Here is a 12,863-nt window from a genome sequence, read left to right as displayed (position 1 = left end):
GCGTGAAGTGCTACGCGCAAAGGTTTTGCGCGATTCGATGGCCCGCATGTCGAACCCGCCGAGGACCCAGGTGCCCGAATTGCTCGCCCCGGCGGGGGATTGGGACTGCGTGCGCGCGGCGGTCGAAAATGGGGCCGATGCGGTCTATTTCGGCCTGCAGACGGGGTTCAATGCCCGCGCCCGGGCGGCCAATTTCGCCTTGGCCGACGTGCCGGCGGTGATGCGCTATCTGCGGCGCCGCGGCGTGCGCGGCTACGTCACCCTGAACACGCTGGTCTTTACCGGCGAGCTGGCCGGCTTTGAAGCGACCGTGCGCCAACTGGCCGCCGCCGGCGTCGATGCGGTGCTCGTGCAGGACCTGGGCGCCGTACGCCTGGTCCGGGCCGTATGCCCCGACATGGCCGTGCACGCTTCGACGCAGATGACTATGACCAGCGCCGAGACGCTCGCGATGGCCGAGGCGCTGGGCGTCGAGCGAGTCGTGTTGGCGCGCGAGCTGTCGATTGCGGAGGTCGAGCAGATTCGTGGGCAGACGGCGCTGCCCCTGGAGGTGTTCGTCCACGGCGCGCTGTGCGTGGCCTACTCGGGCCAATGCCTGACGAGCGAATCGCTCGGCGGGCGCAGCGCCAACCGCGGTCAATGCGCGCAGGCCTGCCGCTTGCCGTACGAGCTGGTGTGCGACGGTCGCGACGTCGAGCTGGGCGCGCAGCGCTACCTGTTGAGCCCCCAGGACCTGGCGGCATATGCCCTGGTGCCCGAGCTGCTGGCGGCGGGCGTCTCGTCGCTGAAGATCGAAGGCCGGTTGAAGACGCCCGAGTATGTGGCCAACATCACCCGGCACTATCGCCGGGCCATCGATCTGGCCGCCGCGGGCCAGCCGCTGGAGTTCAGTCCCGCGGAAGTCGAAGAGATGGAGCTGTCGTTTTCGCGAGGCTTTTCGCCGGGCTGGCTCGAAGGTTGCGATCACAAGCGGCTCGTGCCTGCGACTTCGAGTGCCAAGCGCGGTGTGCTGTTGGGCACCGTCCAAGATGTGCGCCGCGGACGGGTGGTCGTTGAGCTGCGCACGCACGTCAAACCGGGCGACGGCGTGGTGTTCGACGGCGACCGCGTCGCCGGCGAAGAAATGGGCGGCCGCGTGTATGAGGTCTTTCGCGATGGCCAACGCGAGCAGGACCCGGTCGATCGCGGCATCGTCGAGCTGGGGTTCGCGTATGGCAGCCTCGATTTCGCGCGTCTGCTGCCCGGCACCCGGTTGTGGAAGACCGACGATCCCGAGTTGACCAGCCGGCTGCGGCAGTCGTTCAGCGGTACGCGACCGCTACGGCGCGTGCCGCTCGACGTGACGGTCGAGGCGGGCGTCGGGCGAGTGCTCGTCGTCACGGCCCGCGCCGCAAGCGGGGCGCAGGCCCACGTGACTTCGGAAGCGCCCTTGGCTGACGCGATCAAGCATCCGCTCGACGCCGAGGTGTTGCGCGCGCAGCTGGGACGGCTCGGCGAGACGACCTACGAGCTGCGCTCGCTCGAGGTCCGGATCGACGGCCGGCCGATGGCGCCGCTGTCGGTGTTGGGTAAGCTCCGGCATGCGATGGTCGAGCAGCTCGACCGCTCGCTCGACGATCCTCCTGCGCGGCGCATCGCGCCGCCCGGCGTGCTGGAACAATTGCGCAGCGAACTGCCCGCCACGTGCGTGTCGGCCATCGGCGACGCGCCCACGCTGCAGGTGCTTTGTCGGTCGTTGCGGCAGCTCGAGGGCGTGCTGGCCGCCGGCCAGCGCGACGTCGAGGTCGACTTCGCCGACATTCGCCAGTATCGCGACGCCGTGGCCGCGGCCCGAGCCGTCGGGGCGCAGATCGGCCTGGCGACGCCCCGGATCCAAAAACCCGGCGAGGCAGGCATCTTCCGCGTGCTCGCGCGGCACGAGGCCGATTTTCTCTTGGTCCGCAATCTGGCGGGCCTGGCCTATTTCGCCGCGGAGCGCATCGCTTGTGTTGCCGATTTCTCGCTGAACGTGGCCAACGAACTGACGGCGGCCACGTTGATCGAGCGCGGCGCGAGCCGGGTCACGATGTCGTACGATTTGAACCGCGACCAGGCGCTCGACCTGCTTGCCGCGGCGCCGGGGGCCTGGTTCGAGGTGGTCGTCCATCAGCACATGCCGATGTTCCACATGGAACATTGCGTGTTTTGTGCCTTGCTTTCGCCGGGCACCAACGCGACGAACTGCGGCCGCCCCTGCGATCGCCACGAAGTCCGGCTGCGCGATCGGGTGGGCAGCGAACACCCGCTCTTGGCCGACGTCGGCTGCCGCAACACGCTGTTCAATGCCGTGCCGCAAAGCGCGGCCGAGATCTTGCCGGCCCTGCTCGAACGCGGCGTGCGCCAGTTGCGGATCGAGCTGGTGCACGACGAAACGCCGCAGCGTTTGGCCGACATCATCGAACTCTACCGCGAGCTGCTGGCGGGCCGGCGAACGGGTCGCGAAGTCTGGCAACAATTGCAGGCCAGCAATCGTCTCGGCGTGACCCGCGGGACGCTCGAAGAGCGCCGCAACCCGTTGGCCCTTTTGTGACGACCACACCGCTGATCCTCGTGCTCGGCACGACCAACGCCGGTAAGTTCCGTGAGTTTGCGGAGCTGCTCGGCGAATTGCCCTGCGAGTTGCGTTCGCTGGCCGGGTTCGACGCCGCGCGCGAGCCCGATGAGTCCGGCGCGTCGCTGGCCGAGAATGCCCGCATCAAGGCCGTGGCCTATGCCCGGGCCACGGGCTGCTGGACGCTGGCCGACGACACCGGCCTGTTCGTCGACGCGTTGCGGGGTGAGCCCGGGCTGCACACGGCGCGTTACGCCGGCACGGCGGCCGATGCGCGGGCCAACCGCGCCAAGTTGCTCGCTGCGCTCGACGGGATACCGCTTGCGCGCCGCATGGCGCGATTCGAATGTGCGCTGGCCCTGGCCGACGCGCGCGGCGCGATCCGGGCCGAGACCACGGGGATTTGCCGCGGACGCATCGGCGTGGCCGAAAGCGGCGGCAGTGGCTTCGGCTATGACCCCTTGTTCGAGTTGCCCGAGTATCACCTGACGTTTGCCGAACTAGGCGCGGCGGCGAAGAACCGGCTGAGCCACCGCGGCCGGGCGATCGAGGCCCTGCGCCCCTGGCTGGTGCAGGTGGCGAAAGTGCCGAGCATGGAGAGCACGTAGCCAGCGATCGGCGTGAATACTGCTCCGCGATGTGCTGCCGGCGCCGCGCACTTACGGCGCGGGCGTGACCGGCGCGTCGGCCGCCGCGGCTTCGAGCTCCATGGCCCGCAGCAATCGCAGCGGGTGATCGGTCTGAATCTGATCGATGCCCCAACGAATCGCCTCGCGCAGCTGTTCGACTGTCGTGTCGTCTTTGGCATCGGCAAAGACTTGCACGCCCAGGCCATGGGCCGTGGCGATCAACTCGGCCGAGACATCCTCCCAGCGGGCATCGACGGCCGTGGGCCGCAGTTTCTCGGCGAGCTTGGGTAGGTCGGCGGCCCGGCCCAGGGGCGCCAGCAGCCGCAGCCGCGGCTCCAAGCGGCGCACACGGTCGAGGTAGCCGGGGCCCTGGTAAACGATCGTGCGCTCGGCGAGGCCATGGCGCTGGACGGCCTCGACGAGCCGCTCGGGCGCGATGGCCTTCGCATCGAAATAGATCTGCAGTCCTGGCGGCACGGCCGCGAGGAACTTGTCGAGTTCGGGCACGTGCACGCCGCGAAATGGCGCGCCGAACCAACTGCCCGCGTCGAGCTGCTGGATCGCTTCGCCGGTCAGTTCGCGAATGGCGCCGTGACCGTTCGTGGTGCGGTCGCAACGCCCGTCGTGCATCAGGAACAGGCGGCCATCGGCCGAGGTGTGCACGTCGATCTCAACATAATCCGCGCCGAGGGCGGCCGCCTCCTCGAGCGCCGGCAGCGTGTTCTCCGGCGCATATCGGGACGCCCCGCGGTGACACGTCATCTGCACCGGGCGTCGCGGCAACCTGGCCAGGGTCTGCCGGGCGACGATCCGCTCGGGCAAATCGGTCTGTAGAAAATCGACGCCGGCGACCGTCATGCGGTCCCAGGTTTCCGGCCGATCGTCTGCGCCCAGCACCTTGGCCTGCACGTAGACCTTCAGCGCGTGAAACGCGGCGACCACGTCGGCCGTGACGTCGTCGGCATCGATCTCGACGATCGCCGGCGAAACGCGTTCGACGAGCCGCGCCGGCGGCGTGCCGGGCCGCCATTTGACCATCACGGCCACGCGACCTTGCGAGCGCTCGGTCACCTGCGCCGCGAGCGCCGCGTCGCCGTAGACGACCACTTGCGCAGGCATCGCCGCGGCGTCGATCTCCTCGACCAGCCGCGCCGGGTCGACCGTCTTGCAGTCGAGATAGAGATTGACCCGTTGATGTGCGAGCTGCAGACACTCGGCGAGCGTCAACAACCGCGTTCCCGAGTATTGCGGTGCGAACCAGGCGCCCGCGTCGAGCTGCTTGAGCTCGGCGAGGGTCCGATCGGCCAGGGCCCCCTGACCATTGGTCTTGCCGTCGAGCGTGCCGTCGTGAAACAGCACGTGCTGCCCGTCGCGCGAGAGCCGCACGTCGACCTCGACCCATTCGAGGCCATCGGCGATGGCCAGCTCGATCGCGGGGGCCGTGTTCTCGGGAGCCTGGCGGGCGAGGCCCCGGTGAATCATCACTTGGACGTCCCGCGCGGGCACGACCGGCTGGAAAAAGGGCCAGAGCGACGGCTCGGCCGCCGGGGCCGAGAGCGCGTAGCCGAGCACCCCGTAGACACACCAGGCGGCCGACCAGAACCTGCGCAGATTCATCGAATTCTCTCGATTGACCTTCGATCAGCGATTTGTCGGCGGCTGTCGACCAGAAAGCTCTCGAGCCGGCCGGACGTCGGCAGAAACAGGACCAGCAGCAATAAGACCAACAGCACGGCCGCGGCGAGATTGACCAGCGATCCGGACATGAAAATGACTACGGCATTGGCGAGCGCAGCCCCCTCGAGCAACGCGGCACCGACGATGGTGACCGATTGATAGACCTGTAGCAGTTGGGGTTCGCTGGCAGACTTGTCGAGCGCCTTCAATCCCGCGGCATGCACGATGCGGGGCACCACCAAGGAATTCACCACGGCCAGCGCCCCGAAACCGAGCATAATCATGCCGAACAGATCGAGATCGGACGAAAACTGCTGCTGCTGCCCGAGCCAGACAGCCACGCACATGATGATGAACAACAGCGACCCGGCCGACAGCGCGCCAACGATGATGCTCAACGTCCGTAAACATTGCTCGCGGCTCAGCGGTTCGGCATTCATCACACAGCTCCCCCGGGGGTCTGGGCAAGGCGCCGCCAGCGTCCCTCGCCAAACGGCCCCAGCATACCGGGCAGCGAGTACCCGGCGAAACGCCCGCGTCTGGCTGGGCCATGCCAGCAAAAACTTGCCGCTTGAGGGCCGCTGATACAATACAGCCGTGATGAAGCCCGACGTCTTTCACCCGCTGGTTGCCGACTGGTTCACCGAGCGATTTGGCCAGCCCACCGAGCCGCAGCGCCACGGCTGGCCCAGTATCGCGGCGGGCCGCAATACGCTCATCGCGGCTCCCACCGGCAGCGGTAAGACGCTGGCCGCGTTTCTGTTTTGCATCGATCGGCTCGTGCGTCAGGGCCTCGAGGGACGGCTTCCCGACACGACGCAGGTGCTGTACGTCTCGCCGCTCAAGGCGCTGAGCAACGACATCCGTCGCAACCTCGAGGTGCCGCTGCAAGAGATCGGTGCCCGAGCCGCCGCGACGGGTTGGGCCTTGCCCGAGCTGCGGGCCGCCGTGCGGACGGGCGACACCCCCGCCAGCCAGCGACAACAACTCGTGCGCAAGCCGCCGCACATTCTGGTGACTACGCCCGAGTCGTTCTACCTGATGCTGACGGCAGCCAAGAGCCGTGAGACGCTGCGCGGCGTGAGCACGGTGATCGTCGACGAGATTCACGCGCTGGCCCGGGACAAGCGCGGCTCGCACCTGGCGTTGTCCCTCGAACGGCTGAGCGCGTTGTGCGAGCGGCCGCCCGTGCGGATCGGCATTTCGGCCACGCAGAAGCCGCTCGACGAGATTGCCAATTTTCTGGTGGGCTGCGATCTGGCGGGCCAGCCGCGCGGCTGCGAGGTGATCGACGTCGGTCACCTGCGCGACCTGGACCTGGGGCTCGAGGTACCGCCGAGCGAATTGTCGGCCGTCTGCTCGAACGAGCAGTGGCGCGAAGTCTACGAAGGCCTGTGCAATTTGATCCGCGCCCATCGCAGCACGCTGGTGTTCGTCAACACGCGGCGGATGGCCGAACGCGTGACGCACATGCTGGGCCAGTTGCTGGGGCCCGAGCACATCGCCAGCCACCACGGCAGCTTGAGCCGAGAAATTCGGCTGTCGGCCGAACAGCGGTTGAAGTCGGGCGAGCTGCGGGCCATCGTGGCGACGGCCTCGCTCGAGCTGGGTATCGACATCGGCTATATCGACCTGGTGTGCCAGATCGGCTCTCCGCGATCGATTGCGACCTGGCTCCAGCGCGTCGGGCGCGCGGGCCACTCGCTCCGGGCCGTGCCCAAGGGACGATTGTTCCCGTTGACGCGCGATGATCTGCTCGAAGGGCTCGCGCTGATTCGCGCCGTGCGGCGCGGGACGCTCGACCGGATCGAGATTCCGCGCCAGCCGCTCGATATTCTCGCGCAGCAGATCGTGGCGGCGGTGGCGGCCGACGAATGGCGCGAGGACGAGTTGTACGACGTCTGCCGGCAGGCGTGGCCCTATCGCAATCTGTCGCGCTCCGAATTCGGCGAGATGGTCGGCTTGCTGAGTGAGGGTATCGGTGCGCGGCGCCGCAGCGGGGCGCATTTGCATCGCGACCAGATGAACGGGCGCCTGCGGGCCCGCCGTGGCGCGCGGCTGGCGGCCATCACCTCGGGTGGTGCGATCCCCGACACGGCCGATTTTCGCGTGCTGACCGCCGACGAGCGGGTGTTCATTGGTACGGTCAACGAAGACTTCGCCATCGAAAGCCTGGCGGGCGACGTGTTCCTGCTGGGCAACACCTCGTGGCGGATTCGCGCGGTCCGCGGCGGCGAGGTCCTGGTCGACGACGCCGAAGGCGCGCCGGCCACGATCCCGTTCTGGCTGGGTGAGGCACCGGGGCGGACGTTTGAGCTGTCGGGCGAGGTGTCCGACCTGCGCCGCGAATTGGCCGAGGTGCTGCGCCACGTCGTGACGGAAGACGGCCAGCCACAGCCGGCGCTCGATGAACACATCGCCGCGGCCGCAGCCTGGTTGCAGCGCGAGTGCAACGCCGGCGATTGGGCCGCCAGGCAAACGGCCACCTATGCCGCGGCGCAGATGGCGGCCGTCGGCGTGCTGCCCACGCAGGCAGAAGTCGTCTTCGAACGCTTCTTCGACGAATCGGGCGGGATGCAAATGGTCATCCACGCGCCGTTCGGCGGGCGCATCAATCGCGCCTGGGGCCTGGCGATGCGCAAGCGGTTCTGCCGCTCGTTCAATTTCGAGCTGCAGGCCAGCGCCGACGACAACGGCATCGTGCTGTCGCTGGGCCCGCAGCACAGCTTCCCGTTGTCGGCCATGTTCGGCATGCTCAACACGACCAACGCCGAACCGTTGCTCAAACAGGCCCTGCTGGCGGCACCGATGTTTCAGGTCCGCTGGCGGTGGAACGTCAGCCGGGCGCTGGTGCTGCTGCGCAACCAGGGTGGCAAAAAGGTGCCGCCCCAACTGCAGCGGATGCGGGCCGACGACCTGCTCAGCGGAGTCTTTCCACAGAGCACGGCCTGCCTGGAGCACATCGTCGGCGATATCGAGATTCCCGATCACCCGTTGGTCTACCAGACCGTTTACGATTGCCTGCACGAGGCGATGGACCTGCCGCGCTGGTTAGACCTGCTCGGGGCGGTCGAGCGCAGCGCGATTCGCTTCACGGCCCGCGACACACGCGAGCCGTCGCCGTTCGCGTATGAAATCCTCAACGCGAACCCCTATTCGTTCCTCGACGACGCCCCGCTCGAGGAGCGCCGGGCCCGGGCCGTGGCGACGCGCCGCAGCCTGCTGCCGGAAGACGTGCGCGACCTGGCGCGGCTCGATCCCGAGGCGATCGCTCAGGTGAGCCAGGAAGCCTGGCCGCTGGTGCGCTCGGCAGACGAGCTGCACGACGTGTTGTTGTCGGCCGATATCCTGCCCGAGGAGCAGGGCACCCCCTGGCGGCCCTGGCTCGACGAGCTGCGGGCCGAGCGCCGCGCGACGCGGCTGCAATTGCCCGCCGGCAAGAACATGTGGTGCGCTGCCGAACGGCTGACGTCGGCGCGGGCCGTGTATACCGATGCCGCACTCGATCCGCCGCTGGAGCTGCCCGAGGCACTGCGGCAGCCGGTCGAATCGACGGCCGCGCATCTGGGATTGGTGCGCGGGTACCTGTCGATTCACGGCCCGACGACAGCCGCGCAAATTGCCGACGAGCTGGCGCTGCGCCCCACGGCGGTCGAAGCTGCGCTCGAGTCGCTCGAGGGCGAAGGGATCGCGATGCGCGGGCAGATGACGCCGCGCGCCGCGCGCCGCGCGACAGCGAATGGGGTCAACGCGAGTGCCGATCCGCCGGTCGAATGGTGCGAACGCCGGTTGCTGGCGCGGATTCATCGGCTGACCTTGGCCGGAGCGCGCAGCCGAGTGCGGCCGGTGGCGCCGGAGGTCTACATCGAATTCTTGGCGCGCTGGCAGCACGTCGCCCCGGGCCACCAGTTGTTCGGTCGGCGCGCGGTGAACGACGTCGTCGCCCGGTTGGCCGGGTGCGAACTGCCGGCCGGGGCCTGGGAAGAAGAAGTCCTGGCCGCGCGCATCGAGCCCTACGACAGCAACTGGCTCGACGAGGTGTCGCTATTCGGCGAGGTGGTCTGGGGACGCTTGTCGCCGCCGCCTCCCGGCGCCGGCGTCGCGCGGACCACGCTGGCTCTCAACCGCGCCGTGCCGCTGTCGCTGGCGCCGCGCGAAGACCTGCCTTGGCTGGTGGCCCTCGATCGCGATCGCGTGCGCCGGCCGCTCTCCGGCTATGCACAGCAGGTGCTCGAAGTGCTGTCGGCCGGCGGAGCGATGTTCTTTCACGACCTGTTGCGCGCGACGAGCATGTTGCCGGCGCACTTGGAAATGGCGCTCAGCGAATTGGCCGCGACCGGATGGGCCACGGCCGATGGGTTCGCCACGATTCGTCCGCTCGTGGCGCCCGACCGGCATCGCGAAGCCGACGCTCGGCGCCGGAGGGCCCGGCGACGACGCGTCTCAGCGGCCGGCGCCTGGCGCGGCGGGCGGTGGTCGTTGTATCCGGGCCCGCTCGCGCAGGTCAGCCCGGGCGATCGCATCGAACGCTGGGCACGGCTGCTCCTGAAGCGCTATGGCGTGGTGTTTCGCGACGTGCTCGCACGCGAAGATCTCGCGCCCGCCTGGCGCGACCTGGCGATGGTCTATCGACGCCTGGAGGCGCGCGGCGAGGTTCACGGCGGACGCTTCGTGGGCCAGGTGGCCGGCGAGCAATATGCCGAATCGGCCGCCGTCGAGCTGCTGCGCAAGACGCGCGATGAAATGGCCGCCGGCGGCTGGTGGGTCATCTGCGCGGCCGACCCGGTGAATCTTTTCGGTATCGTCACCGACGGCGGACGAATCGCCAGCAAGCGCACCACGTTGCTCGCGGTGCGGCAAGGCGCGCTCGTCGCGACCCGGCAGGGCGGACAGGTCGAGTTCCATGCCGAACTGCCGACGGAAACCGCCGCCGAAATCGCCCGGGCCTTACGCTTGGGCGGTTTGGTCCGGGCCCGGGAGCGCAAACGCACCAGCGGCGCGCTGGCCTCGATCGCCGCGGCGGCGCAGACCGCCTAGCACACTGTGCCAGCCGAGGGCTCGACATTGGGCAGCACCTCTCGGCGCCGTTACTCGTCGAGCTCTTCGACGTCGTTGTAGATGTCGTTGGAGTGCTTCGCGGCACTATACGGGGCGATCATCCCCGAGCTGACGAATTCGCTGCGGAGCGAGGCCCCGGTGCCGCTGCCATTGTGGCTGACCGCGCCGGGCGAGAACGGGTGGAAGGAAAAGATGCCGTCCGATCCGCGGATCCGCCCGTACCAGTCGCGCCCGGCATCGAACCGGCGCACGCTCTGGTTGGTCGTTTCGTGGCAGCGCAGGCACGAGACACGGTCGACGTCGATGAAGCCGGCGTCGTAGCGCGCCGGAACGACGTGGAACGCGGCGTCCGTGGTCGGCGCGATGCAGCGGGTGCCGTTGGACGAGTCGCGCCAGGTGGCGCCCAGCGCCGAACGGAACACGGTCGTCGTCAGCAGTTGGGCCACGAGCACGTCGTCGTCGATGGCCGGCAGCGTATCGACTCCCATCGACTGCGAGAACACGCTGCCGTTGGGATGGGCGTCGGCCAATTGCTGGGCCGGCAGTTCGACGTTGCCGGTCAGGTGGGTGCACAGCTTGGCTAGCTGCGGCCGCGATTGCCAGTCAGGTCGCAGCTCGCCGATCCGCGCCGCGAGATCGGCGGCCGTCGGGAACGGACGGTAGGCATTGACCGACCACTCACCCCGTTCGCGGCGGCGGATGCGCAGCTCGAACGTGTAGTCGTTGTGGTCGGGGCCGCGCATGAACAGGACTTCGCCGACGATGGCCCCCACCGGAAACGTCCAACCATAGCCCATGGCGCCGTCGTCGCCCGCCTTGCGGTAATAGAGGATCGGCAGCAGCCGGCCCTCGGCGTCGCGCGGCAGATGCACGAAGCGGAACGACGACACGCTGGCGGCGCGATGCGTGCCGGCCGGACGGCCCCATGGGAATTCGATGTTGCCATTGCCGTGCGGTTCGCTGTGGTTGGCCGAGATGTTGTAATTCACCGAGTGCACGCCCGGCATCAACCCGTCCCAAAACTGGTACGCCGGTGGAATTTCCGCGTCGGTGTAGAGCAGCAGGTCGGGGCCGGCCAGCACCGCGGCCAATTGCGGGTCGTCAACCTTGGGCAGCAGCCGACGGTAGAGCGCGTCGCGCTCGGCCGACATCAATTGCGGCATCGGTGGCAAGGTAGCCACCGGCGGCGCGGGCGCGGCAGCGGCCACGGGAGTGGCCGGGGTTGCACTACCACTGGCCACCAGCGACAACAACACGAGGAGCGTCAGGTCCATAGTCGATCTTCTCCGCCTGGCTGGTTTAAGGCTCGGCACGGGGCGCGCTTGGGTGCGCGGCCGCTAGGGCGCCCGAACGAACCAGGTCGCACCGTGCGGGAACCCAGATCGCGCCGAGCGGGGACTCAGCACCGACTCCTCGTGCTCAAGGCAACTCGGAATCGGCAGCAGCAGGTTGTTTCAAGAACTCGCGGCATTCACGCTCGCCCGGATACCAACCGCATGCCGCAAACAACCTCGGGCGAGGTGGCATATGTAGAACGACGATACTGGCTCGAGGCTTCATTGCAACGGCTGGAGGGCCTCGAAACGCGGTAAATATCGGGAAAATGGCCAGACCAATCGCGCAAGCAGTTGTGGTTTTTTGAGTTAGCAGGGCGCGCTTCGGACCCCCCCGCGTGAAAAATCTTGTACTCCGAACGTGAGTTTCTTGGAGCCAGGCGAGTTTCTGGGAGCAGGGCGATGTCTGAACCGCGTGAAACGCTGGGCGAGGGCAACTGGTTGCGACTGGTACGCACCGGGCGCTGGGAGTTTGTCGAGCGCCGGCGCACCAGTGGCGTGGTGGTCATCGTGCCGCGCACCGCGGACGGCGAGGTGCTGTTCGTCGAACAATTTCGCCCGGCGATTGGCTGCACCTCAATCGAACTGCCCGCGGGTCTGGCCGGCGACAGCGACGACACGACGCACGAATCACTCGAGGCTGCCGCGCGGCGCGAGCTGCTGGAAGAGACGGGCTACGCGGCCGAGCGCATGACGCACCTGGCCGACGCGCCGAGTTCATCCGGATTGACCAACGAGATCATCTCGTACTATCGCGCGGAAGGCCTGCGCCGGCTCGGTGCCGGTGGCGGCGATGCACACGAGCAAATCACGCTCCACGCGATTCCCTTGGCCGATTGCCACCGCTGGCTCGACGAGCATTCCCGCGCCGGCCGGCTGGTCGCGACGATGGCATACGCGGGGCTCTATTTTCTGCTGCGTCCGGCGTGAGTCTGCATCGTCCGCCGGCCGCCGCCCTGCGACGGAATGCGGCGGGTTGACCCCGTGCGGGGGAGAGGGTGAGAATGCGCTTACGCGACGCACTTCCGCACGGCTCGCCGCGGGCCAGGCTCGGTAAACATCGGCCCTTCACGAACGGAGAGCAGCCATGGATCGCCAGGACATCGCTCGACAGGCCATGATCGAGTATTCGATGCTCAACAGCATCACCGGTACCTTGCGCGCCATCATCGATTGGGAGCCGCGGGGTCCACACGGCACGCGCAAGCTGTCCAGCCTGGGGTTTGTCGCGCAGTCGCTCGAGCGCCATCTGTCGCGGCTGATGGCCATCGAGGAGCAAGACGGCTATATGCGGATCGCCCTCAGCTCGGCACCGCAATTTGCCACGCAAATCGACAAGCTGCGCGCGGAACACGACGAGTTCCGGGTGACTTTGCGCGAGATCGTCCACCGGCTGGAAAACATGAAGCCGGGCGATCAGCAACCCTTGGCCGAGGTTTGCGATTCGCTGGGGCAACTCCTGCAGCGCATCGACGAGCACAGCCAGCACGAGACGGACATCATGCAAGAGGCGTTCTTGCGCGACGTCGGCAGTGCTGATTAGACCTCGAGGGGGCCGACTGGCCCTCGGCAGGC

The 12,863-nt window shown here is 68.0% G+C and carries 8 protein-coding genes; 5 read left to right on the top strand and 3 right to left on the bottom strand.

What is annotated here, in order from left to right:
- Nucleotides 1-46: 46 nt before the first annotated feature.
- Complete coding sequence (locus K1X74_01975; GenBank protein ID MBX7165094.1) at nt 47-2,569, top strand: DUF3656 domain-containing protein; 2,523 nt, start codon at nt 47-49, stop codon at nt 2,567-2,569.
- A complete protein-coding gene (gene rdgB, locus K1X74_01970) occupies nt 2,566-3,198 on the top strand; it encodes an RdgB/HAM1 family non-canonical purine NTP pyrophosphatase (protein MBX7165093.1) in 633 nt (210 codons plus the stop codon). The genes K1X74_01975 and rdgB overlap by 4 nt, the downstream gene beginning before the upstream one ends.
- A gap of 51 nt (nt 3,199-3,249) precedes the next feature.
- Here the strand turns inward: rdgB and K1X74_01965 are convergent, their stop codons facing one another.
- Nucleotides 3,250-4,836 (bottom strand): glycerophosphodiester phosphodiesterase family protein, encoded by a 1,587-nt coding sequence (locus K1X74_01965; protein MBX7165092.1) that lies wholly within the window; start codon nt 4,834-4,836, stop codon nt 3,250-3,252.
- Nucleotides 4,833-5,336, bottom strand: coding sequence for a hypothetical protein (locus K1X74_01960; GenBank protein ID MBX7165091.1), 504 nt, complete (start codon nt 5,334-5,336; stop codon nt 4,833-4,835). The genes K1X74_01965 and K1X74_01960 overlap by 4 nt, the downstream gene beginning before the upstream one ends.
- A 160-nt stretch (nt 5,337-5,496) precedes the next feature.
- On the opposite strand from K1X74_01960, the gene K1X74_01955 reads away from it, so the two are divergent.
- Nucleotides 5,497-9,933, top strand: coding sequence for a DEAD/DEAH box helicase (locus K1X74_01955; GenBank protein MBX7165090.1), 4,437 nt, complete (start codon nt 5,497-5,499; stop codon nt 9,931-9,933).
- 50 nt (nt 9,934-9,983) lie between these two features.
- Here the strand turns inward: K1X74_01955 and K1X74_01950 are convergent, their stop codons facing one another.
- On the bottom strand, nt 9,984-11,228 hold the full coding sequence (locus tag K1X74_01950; GenBank protein ID MBX7165089.1) for a hypothetical protein: 1,245 nt from the start codon (nt 11,226-11,228) through the stop codon (nt 9,984-9,986).
- A 462-nt stretch (nt 11,229-11,690) separates the two neighbouring features.
- Here K1X74_01950 and K1X74_01945 point away from each other — a divergent pair, with 462 nt between their 5' ends.
- Nucleotides 11,691-12,218 (top strand): NUDIX hydrolase, encoded by a 528-nt coding sequence (locus K1X74_01945; protein ID MBX7165088.1) that lies wholly within the window; start codon nt 11,691-11,693, stop codon nt 12,216-12,218.
- 157 nt (nt 12,219-12,375) lie between these two features.
- Nucleotides 12,376-12,831 carry a hemerythrin domain-containing protein gene (locus K1X74_01940; GenBank protein ID MBX7165087.1) on the top strand — a complete coding sequence of 152 codons (456 nt, stop codon included), beginning with the start codon at nt 12,376-12,378 and terminating at the stop codon, nt 12,829-12,831.
- The last annotated feature ends 32 nt before the right edge of the window (nt 12,832-12,863 follow it).

Source organism: Pirellulales bacterium (assembly GCA_019694435.1).
Classification (GTDB): Bacteria; Planctomycetota; Planctomycetia; order Pirellulales; family JAEUIK01; genus JAIBBZ01.
This window is presented reverse-complemented; position numbering and strand designations above follow the sequence as displayed.